Source organism: Pseudonocardia halophobica (assembly GCF_050948485.1).
Classification (GTDB): domain Bacteria; phylum Actinomycetota; class Actinomycetes; order Mycobacteriales; family Pseudonocardiaceae; genus Pseudonocardia; species Pseudonocardia halophobica.
In genome coordinates, this window is record NZ_CP192046.1 from 4,431,398 (window position 1) to 4,449,467 (window position 18,070).

Annotated in this window: 18 protein-coding genes; 10 read left to right on the forward strand and 8 right to left on the reverse strand. The window is 75.2% G+C overall.

Translation table 11 applies throughout. The annotated features are described in order from the left end of the window. Positions 1 to 4: 4 nt before the first annotated feature. Genes ACQP04_RS21015 through ACQP04_RS21030 form a run of 4 tightly spaced genes read right to left on the reverse strand, consistent with a single transcriptional unit; the run spans position 5 to position 2,725 of the window. Positions 5 to 1,054 (reverse strand): phosphotransferase family protein, encoded by a 1,050-nt coding sequence (locus ACQP04_RS21015; RefSeq protein WP_433502263.1) that lies wholly within the window; start codon positions 1,052 to 1,054, stop codon positions 5 to 7. Next, the gene (locus ACQP04_RS21020; RefSeq protein ID WP_433502264.1) at positions 1,051 to 1,737 is read right to left on the reverse strand and encodes a TetR/AcrR family transcriptional regulator; all 687 of its coding nucleotides are present in this window, start codon (positions 1,735 to 1,737) and stop codon (positions 1,051 to 1,053) included. Before ACQP04_RS21020 ends, ACQP04_RS21015 begins: the two co-directional genes overlap by 4 nt. Continuing rightward, the gene (locus tag ACQP04_RS21025) at positions 1,734 to 2,504 is read right to left on the reverse strand and encodes an SDR family NAD(P)-dependent oxidoreductase (RefSeq protein WP_433502265.1); all 771 of its coding nucleotides are present in this window, start codon (positions 2,502 to 2,504) and stop codon (positions 1,734 to 1,736) included. Before ACQP04_RS21025 ends, ACQP04_RS21020 begins: the two co-directional genes overlap by 4 nt. A 26-nt stretch (positions 2,505 to 2,530) precedes the next feature. Further along, positions 2,531 to 2,725 carry a hypothetical protein gene (locus tag ACQP04_RS21030; protein ID WP_037050254.1) on the reverse strand — a complete coding sequence of 65 codons (195 nt, stop codon included), beginning with the start codon at positions 2,723 to 2,725 and terminating at the stop codon, positions 2,531 to 2,533. 81 nt (positions 2,726 to 2,806) lie between these two features. On the opposite strand from ACQP04_RS21030, the gene ACQP04_RS21035 reads away from it, so the two are divergent. The 5 genes from ACQP04_RS21035 to ACQP04_RS21055 all read left to right on the forward strand — a co-directional run bounded on the left by ACQP04_RS21035 (position 2,807) and on the right by ACQP04_RS21055 (position 6,037). Then, positions 2,807 to 3,124 carry an ArsR/SmtB family transcription factor gene (locus ACQP04_RS21035; RefSeq protein WP_425566518.1) on the forward strand — a complete coding sequence of 106 codons (318 nt, stop codon included), beginning with the start codon at positions 2,807 to 2,809 and terminating at the stop codon, positions 3,122 to 3,124. Further along, entirely contained in the window at positions 3,121 to 3,846 is a 726-nt protein-coding gene (locus ACQP04_RS21040) for an SRPBCC family protein (protein ID WP_433502266.1), read from the forward strand. Before ACQP04_RS21035 ends, ACQP04_RS21040 begins: the two co-directional genes overlap by 4 nt. Positions 3,847 to 3,949: 103 nt before the next feature. Further along, positions 3,950 to 4,414: a MarR family winged helix-turn-helix transcriptional regulator gene (locus ACQP04_RS21045; protein WP_433502267.1), complete on the forward strand. Its 465-nt coding sequence runs from the start codon at positions 3,950 to 3,952 to the stop codon at positions 4,412 to 4,414. After that, entirely contained in the window at positions 4,411 to 5,250 is an 840-nt protein-coding gene (locus ACQP04_RS21050; RefSeq protein WP_433502268.1) for an ABC transporter ATP-binding protein, read from the forward strand. Before ACQP04_RS21045 ends, ACQP04_RS21050 begins: the two co-directional genes overlap by 4 nt. Then, positions 5,210 to 6,037, forward strand: a complete 828-nt coding sequence (locus ACQP04_RS21055; protein ID WP_433502269.1) for an ABC transporter permease — start codon at positions 5,210 to 5,212, stop codon at positions 6,035 to 6,037. The genes ACQP04_RS21050 and ACQP04_RS21055 overlap by 41 nt, the downstream gene beginning before the upstream one ends. 30 nt (positions 6,038 to 6,067) lie before the next feature. Here ACQP04_RS21055 and ACQP04_RS21060 read toward each other — a convergent pair whose 3' ends face one another. Continuing rightward, positions 6,068 to 6,646: a TetR family transcriptional regulator gene (locus tag ACQP04_RS21060; protein WP_433502270.1), complete on the reverse strand. Its 579-nt coding sequence runs from the start codon at positions 6,644 to 6,646 to the stop codon at positions 6,068 to 6,070. 107 nt (positions 6,647 to 6,753) lie between these two features. On the opposite strand from ACQP04_RS21060, the gene ACQP04_RS21065 reads away from it, so the two are divergent. The 4 genes from ACQP04_RS21065 (at position 6,754) to ACQP04_RS21080 (ending at position 10,484) form a co-directional block, all read left to right on the forward strand. Further along, the gene (locus ACQP04_RS21065; RefSeq protein WP_433508410.1) at positions 6,754 to 8,220 is read left to right on the forward strand and encodes a cytochrome P450; all 1,467 of its coding nucleotides are present in this window, start codon (positions 6,754 to 6,756) and stop codon (positions 8,218 to 8,220) included. A gap of 113 nt (positions 8,221 to 8,333) precedes the next feature. Beyond that, on the forward strand, positions 8,334 to 8,696 hold the full coding sequence (locus ACQP04_RS21070) for a hypothetical protein (protein WP_433502271.1): 363 nt from the start codon (positions 8,334 to 8,336) through the stop codon (positions 8,694 to 8,696). After that, complete coding sequence (locus tag ACQP04_RS21075; protein ID WP_433502272.1) at positions 8,612 to 8,989, forward strand: hypothetical protein; 378 nt, start codon at positions 8,612 to 8,614, stop codon at positions 8,987 to 8,989. Before ACQP04_RS21070 ends, ACQP04_RS21075 begins: the two co-directional genes overlap by 85 nt. Before the next feature lie 10 nt (positions 8,990 to 8,999). Next, the gene (locus ACQP04_RS21080) at positions 9,000 to 10,484 is read left to right on the forward strand and encodes a deoxyguanosinetriphosphate triphosphohydrolase family protein (protein WP_433502273.1); all 1,485 of its coding nucleotides are present in this window, start codon (positions 9,000 to 9,002) and stop codon (positions 10,482 to 10,484) included. A gap of 116 nt (positions 10,485 to 10,600) precedes the next feature. Here ACQP04_RS21080 and ACQP04_RS21085 read toward each other — a convergent pair whose 3' ends face one another. Next, a complete protein-coding gene (locus tag ACQP04_RS21085; protein WP_433502274.1) occupies positions 10,601 to 11,425 on the reverse strand; it encodes an NAD-dependent epimerase/dehydratase family protein in 825 nt (274 codons plus the stop codon). Here ACQP04_RS21085 and ACQP04_RS21090 point away from each other — a divergent pair. Next, positions 11,424 to 12,839, forward strand: coding sequence for a xylulokinase (locus ACQP04_RS21090; RefSeq protein WP_433502275.1), 1,416 nt, complete (start codon positions 11,424 to 11,426; stop codon positions 12,837 to 12,839). The genes ACQP04_RS21085 and ACQP04_RS21090 overlap by 2 nt on opposite strands. A gap of 56 nt (positions 12,840 to 12,895) precedes the next feature. Here ACQP04_RS21090 and ACQP04_RS21095 read toward each other — a convergent pair whose 3' ends face one another. Continuing rightward, positions 12,896 to 17,320, reverse strand: a complete 4,425-nt coding sequence (locus ACQP04_RS21095) for a hypothetical protein (protein ID WP_433502276.1) — start codon at positions 17,318 to 17,320, stop codon at positions 12,896 to 12,898. Then, the gene (locus ACQP04_RS21100; RefSeq protein ID WP_433502277.1) at positions 17,317 to 18,045 is read right to left on the reverse strand and encodes a hypothetical protein; all 729 of its coding nucleotides are present in this window, start codon (positions 18,043 to 18,045) and stop codon (positions 17,317 to 17,319) included. Before ACQP04_RS21100 ends, ACQP04_RS21095 begins: the two co-directional genes overlap by 4 nt. Positions 18,046 to 18,070 lie beyond the last annotated feature (25 nt).

Genomic DNA, 18,070 nt, shown 5'->3' on the forward strand with positions numbered 1-18,070 from the left:
GGAGTCAGTCGAGGACCGACCACTCCCCCCGCGCGACCCGGCCCGCGAGGGTGAGCAGGCCGACGGCGTGGGCGTGCAGGCGCTGCCCGATCTCCTGCGGCGCCTTGCCCGCGCTGGCCCGGGCCCACGTCCCCTCGAGGACGATCCCGAGCTTGAACCCGGCGAGCGCGGTGTACCAGTCGACGTGCACCGGCTCCCGGCCCCCGGCGTCGGCGTAGGCCGCGACCAGCTCCTTGCGCGTCGGCAGCCCGCCGAGTTGCGCGAGCGGGCCGCCGACGTCCATCGCCGTCGGCTCCTGCGGCCAGGTCACCATCAGCCAGCCCAGGTCCAGCAGCGGGTCCCCGACCGTGCACATCTCCCAGTCGACGATCGCCGCCACCTCGGGCTCGGTGCGGGCGAGCAGCACGTTGTTGAGGTGGAAGTCGCCGTGCATCACGCCCGGCGGGGCGTCCGGCGGGCGCTGCTCCTCCAGCCACCGCGCGACCAGCTCGACGTCCGGTAGCCCGCCCGGCTCCCAGTCCGGGAACTCGCGGTAACCCTCGAGGTGGCGCAGCCACTGCGGCACCTGCTTCTCCAGGAAGCTGCCGGGCTTGCGCAGCACGTCGAGCCCCTGGGCGGTGGGGTCGAGCGCTCCGAGCCGGGACAGCGCGCGGGCCATGGCCAGGCCCTGGCCGTGCCGCAGCTCGGCGTGCGCCCGCTGCTCGGGCGTGACCTCCTCGCCGGGGTTGACGCCGTCGATCAGCTCCATCAGGTAGAAGACGACGCCGAGCACCGAGGTGTCCTCGCAGCCGGCGATCAGCCGGGGGTGCGGGACGTCGGTACCGGCGAGGCCGCGCAGCACGGTGATCTCCCGCGCGATGGTGCGGTCGCTCGTCGGCCGCGGGTGCTCGGGCGGGCGGCGCAGCACGACGGGCCGGTCGCCGAGCTCGATCCGCAGCACGACGTTCTGGGTCCCGCCGGCCAGCGGCGTGACCTCCCCGATCCGCCCCTCGACGCCCTGGGTGCGCAGCCAGGCGGCCAGCGCGCCGAGGTCGACGGTGTCGACGGCGCTCATCGCTCGGTCCGCTCGGCCCGCAGCCGCCGGGTCTCCTCGGAGGTCCGGGCGCTGAGCAGCCCGGCGGCGGAGTCGACGAGCTGGCTCACGAACAGCCGGTGGTCGCGGCGGCCGGGGGCGCGGGCGCGCTGGGCCAGCTCGACGTCGACGAACCGGATCACGTGGAAGCGCCGGTGCAGCACCACGGCGTCGGGGTCGAGCAGCGGTTCCAGCAGCGCCCGCCAGCGCAGGATGCTGCCGCCCTGGACGTCGTAGCCCAGCGGTTCGGTCTGCGGCTCGGGCCGGGTGAGCAGGTCGGCGACGGTGCGCAGGTAGCCGGCGCCGCTCGCGCCCTGGTCGAGCTTGACCGCGCTCGGCCGGACCAGGGCGCCGGCGAGCGCGGCGATCCGAGCCTCGGCGTCGCCGGCGGAGCCCGCGTCGAGGGCGGCCTCGTACTCGTCGAGCAGCGCGTGGCGGGCCGCCTCGATCTCGGGCCGGTGCCGGTCGATCAGCGCCTTGAGCAGGCCGTCCCGGTCGGTGAACCAGTACTGCGCGGCGATGACGTTGCGCGCCCCGGCCGCCCGGCCGATCTCGCGCAGCGACACCGACTCGCTGCCCCGCTCGGCGAAGAGCGCCTCGGCGGCGTCGAGCAGCCGGGAGCGCGTGTCGCCCCTGCCGTCGGTCCTGGTGTCGGTGTCGATCATGCCGGGGCCCAGGCCATGCCGCCGTCGACCTTGAGGATCGCCCCGGTGGTGAAGCTGGAGTCGGGGCTGGTCAGGTACCGCACGGCCCCGACGATCTCGTCCGCCTCGCCGATCCGGCCGAGCGCGGCCGTCTCCCCCTTGGCGAACATCTCCTCGTCCCACGCCTTGCTGATGTCCGTGCGGAACATGCCGGGCATCACGCCGTTGACCCGCACCGTCGGGCCGAAGGCGCGGGCCAGGCCGAGGGTCATCGCGTTGAGCCCGGCCTTCGCGGTGGCGTAGGGCAGCTCGCCGGGCTGCGGCTGGACGGCGGCGATGCTGCTGACGTTGACGATCTGCCCGCCCTCGCCCTTCTGCATCGCCTCGCCCGCACGCACCGCGAGCCGGAACGGACCCTTGAGGTTCACGCCGATGACCTTGTCGAACAGGTCCTCGCCCACCTCGCCGAGCGACGGGTAGAGCGGCGACATGCCGGCGTTGTTCACCAGGACGTCGACCCGGCCGAACTCGCCGAGCACGCGGTCCATCAGGGCGTCGCAGTCCGCCCAGCGTCCGACGTGACAGGCGATCCCGAGGGCCTGCACCCCGAACTCGTCGCGGAGCTCGGCGGCGAGGGCCTCGCAGGCCTCCGCCTTCCGGCTGGCCACGACCACCCGGTGGCCGCGGCGCGCGAGATCCCGGCAGATCTCGCGCCCCATGCCCCGGCTGCCCCCGGTCACGACAGCGACCTTGCCGTCCATCGGCGTCCTCCGTTCATGCGCCTGCATCACCGAACGGGAAGCCTAGCCGGTGATCAGCGCGTGGAACCCCGTTCGCGCCATTCCTCGTCCTCGCGGTCGGCCTGCTCGGTCCGCTCGCGGGCGATCTCGAGCGCCCGGGCGGCCGTCTCCTTGTCCGGGTACGGGCCGAGGCGGTCGGCGGCCCGGCAGCCCTCCGGGCCTTCCACGGTGTGGTGCTTGAGGCAGAAGAACCATTGCTGCTCGCTCATGGGTGTGAGCGTGTCAGGTCTCGTCCGATCACGCTCGTACATGCCTTGCTAGTTATATAACCGTAGCGGTACATTGACGCGGTGCTGCCGTTCGCCGTTCTCGCCGAGCCCACGCGGCGCCGGATCCTCGACCTGCTGCGGGAGCGCCCGCGCCTGGTCGGCGAGATCGGCGCCGAGCTGGGCCTGAGCCAGCCGGGCACGTCCAAGCACCTGCGGGTGCTGCGCGAGGCCGGGCTGGTCGAGGTGCAACCGGACGCGCAACGGCGCCGGTACGCGCTGCGGGCCGAGCCGCTCGCCGAGCTCGACGCCTGGCTCGCCCCCTACCGCCGCTTCTGGAACCGCCGGTTCGACGCCCTCGAACGAGAGCTCGACCGCATGCCCGACGAGGAGGGCCCGTGACCCCCGACAGCCTCACCCTGCGCGACGGCCGCACCGTGCTCCGCCTGGAGCGGCCGCTCCCCCACCCGCCGGAGAAGGTGTGGCGCGCCCTGACCACCCCGGAGCACCTCGCGCAATGGTTCCCGTCGACCGTGCGGCTCGACCTCCGGCAAGGCGGCGAGATCGTGTTCGACGACGGCGACACGCGAGGCGTCGTCACCGACCTGGACCCGCCGCGCCTGTTCGCCTTCAGCTGGGGCGACACGGACCACCTGCGCTGGGAGGTCCACCCGGCCGACGACGGGTCGCTGCTGGTCCTGCACCACGCCTTCACCGACCGCTACGGCGCCGCCAGCTTCGCGACGGGCTGGTCCGCCTGCATCGAGGGCCTCTCACAGGTGCTCGCCGGGCAGGACCCGGCACCGTCGGTCGACATGACGGCGCGACACGAGGAGTACGTCCGGGAGTTCGCCCTCGACGAGCCGGTGCTCGACGGCGACACGGTCCGGGTCGAGCGGCAGCTCACCGCCTCGGCCGAGGCCGCGCGGCCGCTGCTGGAGCCGGCCGTCGTCGCCGGCGGGACCGTGCGCTGGGAGCTGGTCGAGGGCACGGGCCACGGCGCCCGGCTGGTCGCAGTCGCAACGGGCCCGTTCGACCTCCCGGTCGCGGACGCCGCCGCGGCGCTGCGCGCGAGCGTGCAGGAGATCGCCGCCGAACTCGCGGCCACCCCTGCCACCCGCTGAGCGAACGCGCTCTCGCTCACCAGGTAGGAGCGAGAGCGCCGTTCGCAGTCTCTCTAATCGTGAGCGTTCCTAACAGCTCTGAGTGCGAGCTATTGTCTGGAGCGTGAGCGCACCCACCACCACCTCCGACGACGTCCTCCGCGTCGTCGTCGGGATGCGGCGCGTGCTCCGCCGGCGCCTGCGCGCTCGGTTCGGGCAGCCGCCGCTGCGCGGCGCCCAGGCGGAGCTGCTGCAGCAGGTCGACGCCGAGCCCGGGATCGGGGTGGCGGCCGCCGCGCGCGCCCTCCACCTCGCCGGCAACTCGGTGAGCACGCTGGTGAACCAGCTCGTCGACGACGGACTGCTCCGCCGCGAGCCCGACCCCGCGGACCGCCGCGCCGTCCGGCTCTTCCTGACGCCCGCGGCCGTCGACCGCCTGGCGCTGCGCCGCGCCGCCCGCCGCGAGCTGCTCGACGACGCCCTCGCCCGGCTCGACGCGGGCGACCGGGCCGCGATCACCGCCGCACTGCCGGCCCTGGAGCTCCTCCTCGCCACGCTCGAGGACCCGTCCGACCGGGAGGCCCCGTGACCGGCCCGGCGACCCGCTCCGATCCGCCCGCCGTCCGTTGCACCGGGCTGCGCCAGGCCTTCGGCGACACCGTCGCGGTCGACGGCCTCGACCTCGAGGTCCACCGCGGCGAGGTCTTCGGCCTGCTCGGCCCCAACGGCGCCGGCAAGACCACCACGATCCGCTCGATCACCACCCTGCTGCCCGCCCCGCCCGGCACGGTCACCGTGCTCGGTCGCGACGTCGCGCGGCAGAAGACCCAGGTCCGGCGGCTGATCGGGTACGTCCCGCAGCAGCTGTCCGCGGACGGCACGCTCACCGGCCGGGAGAACGTCATGCTGTTCGCCCGGCTGTACGACGTCCCGCGCCGCGCGCGGAAGGACCAGGTCGAGGGCGTGCTCGAGGCGATGGACCTGGTCGAGGCCGCGGACCGGCCCGTCAAGACCTACTCCGGCGGCATGGTGCGCCGGCTCGAGCTGGCGCAGGCCCTGGTCAGCGCCCCGCAACTGCTGGTGCTCGACGAGCCGACGGTCGGCCTGGACCCCGTCGCGCGCGAAGGCGTGTGGGAACGGATCGCCCGCACCCGCGCCGAGACCGGGATGACGGTGCTGGTCACCACGCACGCCATGCAGGAGGCCGACGAGCACTGCGAGCGGATCGCGCTGATGCACCGCGGCCGCATCCGGGCGCTCGGCACCCCCGCCGAGCTCAAGGGTGCGATCGGGGCCGCGCGGGACGGCGGCGCAGCCACGCTCGACGACGTCTTCCGCCACCACACCGGCGACACCCTGACGGAGGACAAGGGAGGGATCCGCGATGTCCGCGCCGCTCGCCGCACCGCCGGCCGCCTGGGCTGAGGCCGAACCGGGGCCGGTCGCGCTCGTCCGGACCGCGGTCTCGCGCGTCGCCACGATGTGTCTGGTGGAGCTGCAGAAGCTCCGCCACGACCGGACCGAGCTGGTCACCCGCGCCGTGCAGCCGGCGCTGTGGCTGCTCGTCTTCGGCCAGGTCTTCACCAACATCCACGCGATCCCGACCGGGAACATCCCCTACCTGGACTTCCTCGCGCCGGGCATCCTCGCCCAGTCCGCGCTGTTCATCGCGATCTTCTACGGCATCCAGATCATCTGGGAACGCGACGCCGGCGTGCTGGCCAAGCTGCTGGTCACGCCGACGCCGCGGATCGCCCTCGTCGCGGCCAAGGCGTTCGCGGCCGGGGTGCGGGCGGTGGCGCAGGCCGTGGTCGTGCTGCTGCTGGCCCTGATCCTCGGTGTGGCGCTGACCGCGAACCCGCTGAAGCTGCTGGGCGTGGTCGTGGCGCTGATGCTCGGCTCGGCGTTCTTCTGCTGCCTGTCGATCACGATCGCCGGGCTGGTGCTGTCCCGGGACCGGCTGATGGGCATCGGGCAGGCGATCACGATGCCCCTGTTCTTCGCCTCGAACGCGCTCTACCCCGTGGAGCTGATGCCGACGTGGCTGCAGTGGGTCAACCACGTCAACCCGCTGTCCTACGAGGTGGAGGCGCTCCGCGGGCTGCTGATCGGGACACCGGCGCGGCTGGGCCTCTGCTTCGGCGTGCTCGTCCTCGCGGCCGCGGTGATGATCACCATCGCGAGCGCGTTGCTTCCCCGCCTGTCCCGCTGACCCCGTGAGTGGCGATGGTCGCCAGAGCGACTATCGCCACTCACAGATGCGGGTGACGACGGTGGCCACCTGCTCGGCGACCACGTCGGCCGGGGCGAGCGGGAGCACGATGTGGCTGACCGTGAGCCGGGCGGCGGTCTCGGCGGCCAGCCCGACGGCGTCGGGGTCGAGCTCGGGCCAGCGGCGGCGTAGGTAGCCCGCGGCCCGTTCGCGCGCGGCCACCACGATCGGCTCGCTGTCCGTGCCGAACAGCTCCGGCGTGCCCTCGTCACCGGTCAGCAGCGTCTTGAGCAGCGGGTTGTCCTCGGCCCTCGCCAATGCCCCGCGTACCGCCGCCACCCACGCCGCGTGCAGGTCGGCCTCCCCGGCCAGGGCCTGCTCGATCTCGTCGAGGAACCGCTCGGTCGAGCGCAGGACCAGCGCCGACGCCACGCCGCGGCGGTCGCCGAACTCGTTGTACAGGGTCTGCCGGCTCACCCCGACCCGCGTGGCCAGGTCGCGCATCGAGAAGGCCCGGAACCCCCGGTCGACGACGAGCTCCTCGGCGATGTTGAGCGCGTCGTCGCGCAGTCCGGCGCGCGCCCGCTGGGCCATCGACCTCGGTTCCATCGCGTCAGCCTGGACGTCGAGGGCAGATTCGTCAATCGTGTGGACACATCCGGTCACAGTGTCTAACGTCGGCGCCGTAGCCGAGGTCGAGGGAGACTCACGTGACGGTGATCGAGCAGGTGCAGCAGGTCGGTGCGGGACTGGGGTCGCTCCCCCGCCGCGCCCGCGAGCGGTTCTCCTCCGTGCTCACCCTGCCCCTGCCCGAACAGGTCGACCGTGCCCTGCTCGAGCGCTCCGGCGGCGGCGTCGGCACCCCGTTCTCCCCCGCGCCGGAGGGCCTGCGCCCGGTGCCGGGCGACGAGGGCCTGCCCCTGCTCGGGCACGCCCTCGGCTACGTCCGCTTCGGCACCGACCTCAACCGCCGCCGCAGCGCCCACTACGGCCCGGTCTGGTGGATGCGCACCCCGAACGGCCGCGCAGTCGTCGTCGGCGGGGCGGCGGCGACCCGCGAGGTGCTGACCAACCGGGACAAGGCCTTCTCCCAGGAGGGCTGGCGGGTCCTCATCGACCGGTTCTTCCACCGTGGGCTCATGCTCATGGACTTCGACGAGCACCGCGCCCACCGGCGGATCATGCAGGAGGCGTTCACCGCCGGCCGCATCAAGGCCTACGTGGACGAGGCCGTGCCCGTCATCCGGGACGTCGTGCCGACCTGGGAGAGCTCGCTGCGGCTCTACCCCACGCTCAAGAGCATGACACTCGACATCGCCACCCGGGTGTTCATGGACGCCCGCAGCGGGCCGGAGGCCGACGAGATCAACCGGGCCTTCGTCGCGTGCGTGCGGGCGGCCAACTCGTTCGTCCGGTACCCGATCCCGGGGACGCGCTGGGAGAAGGGCCTCCGGGGGCGCGCCGTGCTGGAGAAGTGGTTCCGCGACGCCCTGCCTGCCAAGCGCGCGGGGACGGGCGACGACCTGTTCACCGCCCTCTGCCACGCCCGGACGCCGGAGGGCGAGCGGTTCTCGGACGACGACGTCGTCAACCACATGATCTTCCTGATGATGGCCGCGCACGACACGTCGACCGTCGCCACGGCGTCGGCCGCCCACCACCTGGCCCGCAACCCGGAGTGGCAGGAGAAGGCCCGCGCCGAGTCGCTCGCGCTGGGCGACACGCCGCCGGACGTGGCCGCGCTCACGTCGCTGACCACGCTCGACCTCGTGATCAAGGAGGCGCTCCGGATGGACGCCCCGGTCCCGGTCGTGATGCGCACCGCGCTCAAGGACACCGCCGTCGCCGGCTACCACGTGCCGAAGGGGACCCGGGTCGTCGTCGCGCAGGGGGTCAACCACTACGACCCGGCGTGCTGGACGGACCCGGAGACCTTCGACCCGGACCGGTTCTCCGAGGCGCGCCGCGAGGACCGGTCGGACCGCGACGCGTGGGTCCCGTTCGGCGGCGGCGTGCACAAGTGCATCGGCCTGCATTTCGGCACCTACGAGGTCACTGCGATCCTGCACGAGATGCTGCGGACCTACCGCTGGGAGATCGAGCCGGGCTACACGCTGCGCTGGGACAACACCTCGCTGCCCGTCCCCGTCGGCGGCATCCCGGTGCGGCTGCACCGCCTGTGATCGGCATCGACGCTCACGGGTAGGCCCCGGCCCGGGTCGAGCACCCGCTGCTGGACCTGCGGCTCTTCCGGTCCGCCTCCTTCTCGGCGACGATCACCGCCGGGCTGCTGCTCATGGCCGCGGCCTTCGCGATCCTCGCCTACACCTCGGTCTGGCTGCAGGGCGTGCTCGGGCTGTCCCCGATCGCCGCGGGCGTGGCGCTGCTGCCGATTGCGGTCTGCTCCTTCCTGGTCTCGGCGATCGCGGGCCGGGCGCTGCAGGGCGTCTCCCCGCGCTGGACGGTCGGGATCGGCCTGGTGCTGGTCGGCCTGGGCTCCGGCCTGCAGTCGGTGGTCGGCGCGGACTCCGGGGCCCTCGCGCTGCTGCCCGGGCTCGCCGTCGTCGGGGTCGGGTGGGGCTCGCGATCCCCACGCTCACCGCGGCCGCGATGTCCGCCGCGCCGCCGCAGCTCGGCGGGATGGTCGCCGGAACCCTGAACACCGCGCGGCAGTTGGGGTACGCGCTCGGCATCGCGGTGCTCGGGCTGGTCTTCCGGGACACCGTCGAGGGGCACGTCTCCGACCCGGGGCTGGTGGAGTCCGTCGTCGCGGGGCAGGCGCCGCGGGTCGACGAGGTCCGCGAGGCCGTCGCCGCCGGGCTGCACGCGGGGTACCTGGTCGCCGGGGCGGCCGGGGTGGTCGGCGGCCTGCTGGTGCTGTGGCTCGTCCGCCCCACGGTCCGCGCCCACGCCCCGGAGGCGGTCCCGGCGGCCGCGAAGGCGCGCGGATAGCCTGCCGTGCATGAACGACGGCCGGGAGGAGCGCGCGTCCGGCGCGGCGGAGACGGGAGCGGGGCTCGCGGGCTCGCCGTTCCGCGTGGACCGGGACCGGATCGCCGCGTCGCCGTTCTTCGCCCGCCTCGCCGGCGTCACGCAGGTGGTGAGCCCCAACGGGGCGGGGCTGCTGCTGCACAACCGGCTCACGCACTCGTTGCAGGTCGCGCAGGTCGCCCGGGCGATCGCCGAGCGGCTGGGCGAGGAGTCCGGGCCGGTGGTCGAGAAGCTCGGCGGCTGCGACCCGGACGTCGTCGAGGCCGCCGCGCTGGCCCACGACCTCGGCCATCCGCCCTTCGGGCACCTCGGCGAGCAGGTGCTCGACCGGCTCGCCCGCGAGCGGCTCGGCCTCGCCGACGGTTTCGAGGGCAACGCGCAGAGCTTTCGGATCATCACCACGATCGACCTGCACGGACCCGGACGCACCGGCCTCGGCCTGACGGCGGCGGTGCGCGCCGCCGTCCTCAAGTACCCGTGGGCGCGCCGCGGGTACCCGGACCCGCACCCGAGCGAGGCCGAGCTGCCGCCCCGCGGCGGCGGCCCGCTGCCCGGCGTACCCGACTCCGGCTCGGCCAAGTTCTCCGCCTACGTGACCGAGCTCGGCGAGCTGCGGACCGCGCGGGCACCGTTCCCGGTGACGCCGTGGCAGCAGACGGTCGAGGCCGCGGTGATGGACACGGCCGACGACATCGCCTACGCCATCCACGACGTCGAGGACTTCCACCGGGTCGGCGTGCTCCAGCAGGCCGGGGTGGCCTCCGAGCTGCGCGGGTGGGAGCGGTCGGCCGAGCCGGGCCCGACCGCGGGGCCCGGTGCCGCGCTGGAGCGCCTGCGCCGCAGGCTCGCCGAGCGCGACGTCTGGGTCTACTCCGACGACGCCTTCGCCGCGGCCGTCTCCCGGGTCCGGGCGGAGCTGGTCGACGGCCTGCTCGCCGTGCCCTTCGACGGCTCGATGGCCGCCGAACGGGCGGTTGCCGAGTTCTCGGCGCGCTGGACCTCCCGGCTCGTCGGCGGCATCCGGGTGCTGGAGGAGCCGCCGGTCCGCGCGGCGCACGTGGCGCTCGGCGAGGCGCAGTGGCACGAGGTGGCGGTGCTGAAGTTCGTGCACCAGCAGTTCGTGCTGCGCCGCGCGGACCTGGCCTCGCACCAGCGCGGCCAGGCGACCGTCGTCACCGGGCTGGTCGGGGCGCTGCACGACTGGCTCGCCGACGGTCGGTCGCCGGACGCGCCCGGCCTCCCGCCGCGGCTGCACGACCTCGTCGAGCTGGCCCGCGGCGAGTACGCGGCGCTCGCAGAGGAGGGCGTGGTGAAGGCGGCGCAGGTCGGCGACCTCGCCCGCGGCCGGGCGGTGATCGACTACGTCGCCTCGCTCACGGATGCGCAGGCGGGCGCCCTGCTCGACGTCCTCACCGGCCGCTCCGCCCGCCTCTGGACCGACGCCATGGCCCTCTGAACCCCGCGAGTCGGGAGTTCCAGCACCGCGAGTCGCGAGATCCGAACCCGCGAGTCGGTAGTTCCGGACCCGCGAGTCGGCAGTTCAGGCGTCCGAGTCGCACATCTTCGTCGTCGTCAGAGGGTGAACGCCCCGCCGACGAACCTCCGCCCGGCCTCGTCCTTCACCGGATCACCGGGCCCGATCCGGGCGGCGAACACCTCGGCGTCGTCCTGCGGGACGTACCCGATCGCGGCGCCGCCCTCGAGCGACCAGACCCGGCGGGTGTTGGCCGAGACGCCCCAGACGACTCGGAAACCCGGCGACGGCGTCGCGAGCGCGGCCTCGACCAGGCGGGCGCAATCGTCCGGCGAGAGCCACGTGGAGAGTCCGCGCAGGTCGTGGGGCTCGTCGGCGCAGGTGCCGATCCGCAGGCAGACGACGTCGAGCCCGTGCCGGTCGTGGTACAGGCTGCCGAGCGCCTCGCCGAGCACCTTGCTCACGCCGTAGTAGGTGTCGGGGCGGGGCCCGAGGTCGTCGGGCATGTCGAGATCGGGGTCGTCGGGCTGGTGAACGAACCCGACGGCGTGGTTGCTCGACGCGTAGACCACCCGCCGGACCCCGGCCCGTCGCGACGCCTCGAACACGGCGTACGTGCCCTCGATGTTCGCGTCCCGGATCGACGCCCAGTCCGCCTCGCCGGAGATCCCGCCGAGGTGCACGACGGCGTCGATGCCCTCGCACGCGGCGATCATTGCGTCCAGGTCGGCGATGTCGGCGGTGATCGCGCCGGGCTCGTCGACCGGCACGCGGTCGAGCAAGCGCAACTCGCGGTCGGGGTGTGGCATCCGCGCCCGGAGCATCCGCCCGATCCGTCCGCCGGCTCCCGTGATCAGTACTCGCTGCACGCCGTGATCCTGCCCTCGCGCGGGAGAGGTCGCGCAGGGCAGGGTGGGCGGCATGGGTGAGCTCGTCGCCGGCGTCGACTCGTCGACACAGTCCTGCAAGGTCGTCGTCCGGAACGCGGAGTCCGGGGAACTGGTCCGCTCCGGCCGGGCCGCGCACCCCGACGGGACGGAGGTCGAGCCGAAGCACTGGTGGGCGGCGCTGCAGCAGGCCCTCGACGAGGCCGGGGGGCTCGCGGACGTGGCGGCCGTGAGCGTCGCCGGGCAGCAGCACGGGATGGTGTGCCTCGACGAGACCGGCGAGGTCGTCCGGCCCGCCCTGCTGTGGAACGACACCCGCTCGGCTTCCGCCGCCGCCGCGCTCGTCGAGGAGCTGGGCGCGCAGGCGTGGGCCGACGCGACCGGCACCGTCCCCGTCGCCTCGATCACCGTGACCAAGCTGCGCTGGCTCGCCGAGCACGAGCCCGCCAACGCCGCCCGCACCGCCGCCGTCTGCCTGCCGCACGACTGGCTGACCTGGCAGCTTGCCGGAGGCGGAGCCGACCGTCGACACGGCGCTCCGGGACTCGACGCGCTGGTCACCGACCGCTCCGACGCCTCCGGCACCGGCTACTTCGACGCCTCGTCCGGCGAGTACCGCCGCGACCTGCTGCGGCTCGGCCTCGGCCGCGACGACGTCGTCCTCCCCCGGGTGCTCGGCCCCACCGAGTCCGTCGAGGGCCCGGGGTTCCGGCTCGGCCCCGGCGCCGGGGACAACGCGGGCGCCGCGCTCGGGCTCGGGGCCGGCGACGACGTCGTGGTCTCCCTGGGCACCTCCGGGGTGGTCTCGGCCCGCGGCGACCGGCAGGGCACGGACCCGACCGGCACGATCGCCGGGTTCGCCGACGCCACCGGCGCCTTCCTGCCGCTCGTGGTCACGCTCAACGCCGCCCGGGTGCTCGATGCGGCGGCCCGCCTCCTCGGCGTCGACCACGCCGAGCTCGCCCGGCTCGCGCTGTCCGCCCCGCCCGGCGCCGAGGGCCTCACGCTCGTGCCGTACCTCGAGGGCGAGCGCACGCCCAACCTGCCGGACTCCACCGGCGCGATCCACGGCATGACACTGGCCAACGCCACGCCCGCCAACCTGGCCCGCGCCGCGATCGAGGGCATGCTGTCCGGGCAGAAGGCGGGGGTCGACGCGCTGGCCGCGGTCGGCGTGCACGCGCACGAGATCATGCTGATCGGCGGCGCGGCCCGCTCCGAGGCCGTGCGGCGCATCGCCCCGACGGTCTTCGGCGTGCCGGTCGTGGTGCCCGAACCCGGCGAGTACGTGGCCGACGGCGCCGCCCGCCAGGCCGCCTGGGTGCTCTCCGGCGGTTCCGAGCCCCCGTCCTGGGCGAGCGGGACCTCGGAGCGCTACGACGGCGACCTCACCGACGGGCTGGAGGAGCGCTACCGCGAGGCGGCGGAGAAGTACCTCCCCCGCTCATGATCCGTATCTCGGCAGGAGAACCGAGGCTCTTCCTGCCCGAAGGTGGGCCATGAGCGCTACAGCAGGGTGAGGACCGGGTCGTCGCGGTGGATGCGCGTGACGTCCACCGCGCCCGCCGGGTCCTCCCCCGCCTGCGTGCGATCGGCGACGCGGACGTACTCGCGGCCGCGGTTGGCCGTGTTGCGCAGCCGGATGATGTTCGGGAAGCGGCCGACCGCCTTCATGTCCCCGACACCCGTCAGGAAGATCAGCTGCACGCCGTTGGCGGCGGCGACCTTGCGCTGCAGGTCCAGGAAGACCACGTAGTTGGCCTTGCCCAGCGGGTTGTCGAGCGGCAGCGCGCCCAGGCCCGGCAGGTCCCGCCCGCGGCTGGTGGCGCGCAGCTTCGCGACCATGCAGAACAGCAGCAGCGAGATCGTGACCTTCTCGCCGGACCATTTCCGCATCCGTTCCACCGGCACCCGCTCCAGCGCGAGCGCGGTCGACGGCTTGAGCACCCGGGCTCTCCAGTTCCCGTCGCCGACCACCGCGTTCGTGGCCTGCCACAGCAGCTCCTGGCCGCGCGGCACCTCCGCGCCCCGCGAGGTCAGCAGGTCGACGAGCCGGGAGCACCGGTCCCGGACCACGACGTCGGCGGTCTCGACGGCGGACCGCGGCCCGACGTCGAGGAACCGGTGCCCGGCCCACGGCCCGAGGTTCTCCGGCAGCTCCGACAACGACTGCGCGCGGGCCAGCGACTTGAGCGCCTGGCGCACCATGCCGGTCATCGCCGTGACGACGACCGACTTGTGCTCCTCGAGCTCCTCCAGCCGGCCCCGCAGGTTGGCGGCGTAGGTCTCCAGCTCGCCGGCGAGGTCCTCCGCCTCCGGGCCGAGCTCGCCGGCGACGTCCGAGACGCGGAACCGGTCCCGCACCGCCGCCTTGACCGCCGAGAACCGGTCCGCCGCGGACCACAGGACGATCTCGCGCGCCACCTTCTCGACGGCGCCGCGGCCGCGGCGGACCGCGGCCCCCGCGGCGTCGAGACGGTCGCGGACGGCGGTCACCTCGGCGGTGGCCTCGTCGACCGGGATCGCGCCGTCCGAGATCACGCCGCCCGAGATCACGCCGTCCGAGACCACGCCGCCCGGGATCGCGTCGCCCTCGTCGGCGCCCTCGTCGGAGGGCGGCTCGACGCCCAGCAGCTGCCCCTGATGGCCCAGCTCCGACGCCCGCTCCCGCGCCTCGGCCCGCAGCCCGCCGGCCTTCTCGTGCTCGGTCCGGGCGCGCTCGGTGGCTGCCCGGTGCGCGGCGTGCTCCTCCGCGGCCTCGGCCGCGAGGGCGAGCGCTTTGGCGGCGTCGCCGGGCGGATCGGGAAGATCGACGACGGCCGGGTGCCGGGCCGACTCGGCCTCCGCCAGGCCCACGGCGGACCGAGCGGATCCCACGGCCTCGCCCGCGGCCTGGGCGGCATTCTCGGCCCGGGCGACGGCGGCAGCGCGCGCCTCCGCGTCGACGGCCTCCGGCCCGTCGGCCAGGGCGGTCGCGGCCTCGTGCACGGCCCTGGGGAGGGCAGCAACCTGCTGGGCGGGGACCTCGACGGCCCGCCGCGCCTCGACGACCGCCGCGACCAGCGCGGAGTCGGAGACCTCCTTCGCGTAGGCGCGCTCCGCGCTCTCCCAGGCCCGCTGTGCCTCGGCCAGCGGCGGCGCGTCGGCGGTCTCCAGGTCGCCGGCCGGCACGTCGAGCCCGTCGCGCGCCTCGCGCAACGCAGCGATGCTGCGTCGGAGCCCGGCGGCCAGCTCCTCGGCCTCCCGCGCCTGCCGGCGGGCCGTCTCCTCCTCGGCTGGGGCGCGCTCGACCTCCTCGTGCGCGGCCTCGATCTCGGCCGGCAGGGCCTCGGCCCGCGCCCGGGACTCCTCGGCGGCGGCGAGCCGCTCGGCCAGCCCGTCGAGCACCGCCCCGGCGACCCCGGCCGCGCGCCGGGTGGCCTCGGCCGCCTCGCGCCGGCGCTCGCAGTCCTGCTCCCGCTCGTCCGCGACGGCCAGGTCGGCGGCCACCCGCACGGCGTCCTCGTCCGCCCGGGCCAGCTCCTCCGCGACGGCGGCGACCTCGCCGTCGAGCACCTCGAGGGTCCCGGGCGGGCAGTCGGCGCGCAGCGCCCGGACGCCGCGGCGCAGGTCGTCGTCGCGCTCCCGGTCCGCCACCAGCGCGGCGTCCCGGCTGGCGCGGGCGGCCCGCGCCTGCTCCCGGGCGGCGGTCTCGGCCCCGGCCGCGGCCGGGTCGGTGAGCGCCGCCGCGGGCGTGACCAGCTCGAACCGCTCGAGCGCGCCGCCCCGGACGACGGCGTCGAGGTCGGCGGTCGTGGCCAGTACGAGGGCCGTGGTCGGCCGGATCCCGGCCGCGGCGAGCGCCCGGCGCGCGGCCGGCAGATCCGCCTCCGCGTGGACCAGCAGCCCCGACGCGAGCGCGGGCTCCGCGCGCAGCACCGCCGCGTGCTCCCGCTGCGGGACCGAGTCGGCGAGGTACCGCCACCCCGTGGCGACGGCGATGCCCGCGGCCTCCACCGCCTCCTGCGCCCGGCCGAGGTCCAGGGTCGGCGGGAGCAGCCCGGAGGCGCCCAGCGCGCCGAGCGCGCGCTCGTCCTCCGCCCCCTCGACGGCGAGCTCCACCCGGTGCCGGTCGGCCCGGGCGATCGCCGCGGTGAGCAGGTCCTCGAGGTCCCCCGCTTCGGCGACCGGGTCCACCTCGTCGCCGCCGGTGAGCGCGCGCAGCCGGTCGTCGGCGCCGAGCTCGGCCACCCGCGCCCGCAGGGCCGCGACACGCTCGGCCGCCGCCCGGTGCCGTTCGACGAGGGCGCGCCGCTCCGTCGCGAGCGACTCCGCGGCCGCCCGCAGCTCCTCGCGCCGCTCCCGCAGCCCGGCCCGCTCCTCGAGCAGCCGCCCCAGCTCGACGGCGGCCTCCGCGTCGGCCGTCCGGTGCCGCTCGACGGCCGCCGCGACCTCCTCCTCCGGCTCGAGGTGCCCGTGCGCGCGGGCCGCGGCGGTGCCGTCGTCGAGTTCCGCGAGCCGGCTCTGCAGCGCCGCGAGCTCGCCGGACAGCCGGCCCTGGACGCGGGTCGCGGACCGCGCCCGCTCCCGCGCCGCCTCCGCGGCCGCCCGAGCCGTGGCCAGGCGATCCTCGAGCTCCGCACTCTGCTCGGCCTGCTCGGCGAGGGCACGGTCGAGGCTCCGGGCGTAGCGGGCCGCCGCCTCGGCGAGCTTGCGCCGCAACGGTTCCGCGTCCTCCTCGGCCGCCGCGAGCTGTTCCTCCAGCGACCGCACACGCGCCCGGGCATCGCGGAGCCGGAGCACGTCGACGACCGCGCGCCACGCGGCCAGCGTCGCCCGCGCCCGCTCCTGACCGGCCTGCGCCTCGGCCAGCCCGGCCCGGGCCGCCTCCAGCCGGTACCGCGCCGCGTGGCCGCGCAGCGCCGACTCCCGCTCCTCGGCCGTGGCCGCCAGTCCGCGCAGCTCGGTGACCTGCGCGGACAGCTCCTCCTGCAGGTCGGAGTACACCGCCTCCTCGCGACGCGCCCGACGCACCCCGGCCGCGATCGCGCCCGCGAGGCCGGCGGCCCGCCCCTGCACCGCCTGCTCGGCCTCCTCGGCCTCGGCGAGCGCCGAGCGGCCCTCGGCGAGCGAGCGCAGCAGCGGTACGGCCTCGGACGCGAAGGCCAGGTCGGCGAGCAGCTCTGGCCGCTCGGCCAGGCCGGACCGCACCCGTTCGAGGATCGCCGACACCTGCCCCGGGACCTCGGGATCGACGATCAGCTCCAGCAGGTACCGCACGAACTGGTCCGCGTTGCGGAACTGGAACTGGCCCTCGATGCCGCCCTCGGTGGCGTTCATCTGCAGCAGCGCGGTGAAGATCGCCGGGTCGAGCCCCTGCTCGTCGAGCAGCCGGGCCCAGCGGTCCTGCCCGTCCGTGACCGCGACGGCCGCCTGGGGCACCGCGTCCCAGCTGCGCAGCGCGGCCAGGAAGTCCTTCTGGGTGGCCGGCCGCCCGTCGATCTCGAAGGGCAGCAGATCCAGCTCCGCCCGCCCGGCCTGCGGCCGGAAGAGGTACCAGCGTGAGTTGAGCCGGTCGTGGTCCCGGTTGGGATCGGCGGGCTGCGCGCGATCGGCCCACTCGTGGACGGCCCCGGTGACCAGGCGCCTCCCGTCCGGCCCCGACCACTCGACGACGACGTGCGCGGTGTCCGCCCCCAGCACGTAGTCCTCGAGGTGCTTGCCGGTGGCGGCGGTGGCCAGGAAGTCCCGGCGTCGCGGGCGGATCAGCGCGCAGATCAGGGACAGGACGGTGGATTTCCCGCCGCCGTTGCGCAGCCAGAGGATCGAGTCGAGGGGGTGCCCGTCCCGCTCGTCGGTGAAGTCCAGCGTGACGTCGAGGAACCGCGCCGCCGTCGGCCCCACCCGGTCGAGCCGGACACGGCTCATCTTCCACATGACCGGGGCCGTCACGCCGCCCGTCCCCCCGCCGCCCGCAGCTCGCGCAGGGCGTCGAGCGCCGCGCCGCCGGCCGAGTCCGCGACGAGCAGCCGGAACCGGTCGGTGAGGTGGTAGACGTCCGGGCCCAGCGAGGTGGCCTCGCCGGCCGCGCCCTGGTCGACCAGCCAGCCCAACGCGTCCTCGATCGCCTTGAGGGTGCAGCCGCGGCCGCAGCGACCGGTCTGCGTGGTGATCAGCTGCGGCATGTCCGCGTAGACCTCGGCGGCCGCCCGGGCGCGCTCCTCGGGCGTGCCCTCGCCGCCCTCCTGGCCCTGCAGCGTGCCGATCGCCGAGCGGAGGAACTCGTCGACCTTCACGACGTCGACCAGCTTGGTCTCCGGGTCGTCGAAGTCGACGTCCTGCGGGTACGCGTACGCCGCGATCCCCAGCAGGACCAGGCCGAACACCAGCCGCTCCGCCTGGTCCATCGTGCGCAGGTCGGCGAGCCGGGTGGCGAACGCGCCGCCGGGTTCGGGCGCGAGCACGATCCCCGACCGCGGGGTGCCCAGCACCTCCAGGCCCAGCCCCTCGGCCATGGTGTCGACGACGTCCCGGAACCGCAGCTCGGACCGGTACCGGTCCAGCAGGGCGCGGTAGTCGCTCCCCTCGACCGGACGGGAGCGGCGTTGCAGGCCGAACGCCACCAGCTCGGCCGCCGCCCTGACCTCGGTCAGGTCGGCCGCGACGGAGCCGCTCACGCCTCGCTCCGCTCGGACGGGGTAC

What these genes read in the sequence shown, in the direction of transcription:
- ACQP04_RS21020 (WP_433502264.1), bottom strand. Translation starts at nt 1,737, where the DNA reads ATGATCGACACCGACACCAGGACCGACGGCAGGGGCGACACGCGCTCC.
- ACQP04_RS21060 (WP_433502270.1), bottom strand. Translation starts at nt 6,646, where the DNA reads ATGGAACCGAGGTCGATGGCCCAGCGGGCGCGCGCCGGACTGCGCGAC.
- ACQP04_RS21070 (WP_433502271.1), top strand. Translation starts at nt 8,334, where the DNA reads ATGGCCGCGGCCTTCGCGATCCTCGCCTACACCTCGGTCTGGCTGCAG.
- ACQP04_RS21085 (WP_433502274.1), bottom strand. Translation starts at nt 11,425, where the DNA reads ATGCCGCCCACCCTGCCCTGCGCGACCTCTCCCGCGCGAGGGCAGGAT.
- ACQP04_RS21015 (WP_433502263.1), bottom strand. Translation starts at nt 1,054, where the DNA reads ATGAGCGCCGTCGACACCGTCGACCTCGGCGCGCTGGCCGCCTGGCTG.
- ACQP04_RS21090 (WP_433502275.1), top strand. Translation starts at nt 11,424, where the DNA reads ATGGGTGAGCTCGTCGCCGGCGTCGACTCGTCGACACAGTCCTGCAAG.
- ACQP04_RS21030 (WP_037050254.1), bottom strand. Translation starts at nt 2,725, where the DNA reads ATGAGCGAGCAGCAATGGTTCTTCTGCCTCAAGCACCACACCGTGGAA.
- ACQP04_RS21025 (WP_433502265.1), bottom strand. Translation starts at nt 2,504, where the DNA reads ATGCAGGCGCATGAACGGAGGACGCCGATGGACGGCAAGGTCGCTGTC.
- ACQP04_RS21080 (WP_433502273.1), top strand. Translation starts at nt 9,000, where the DNA reads ATGAACGACGGCCGGGAGGAGCGCGCGTCCGGCGCGGCGGAGACGGGA.
- ACQP04_RS21055 (WP_433502269.1), top strand. Translation starts at nt 5,210, where the DNA reads ATGTCCGCGCCGCTCGCCGCACCGCCGGCCGCCTGGGCTGAGGCCGAA.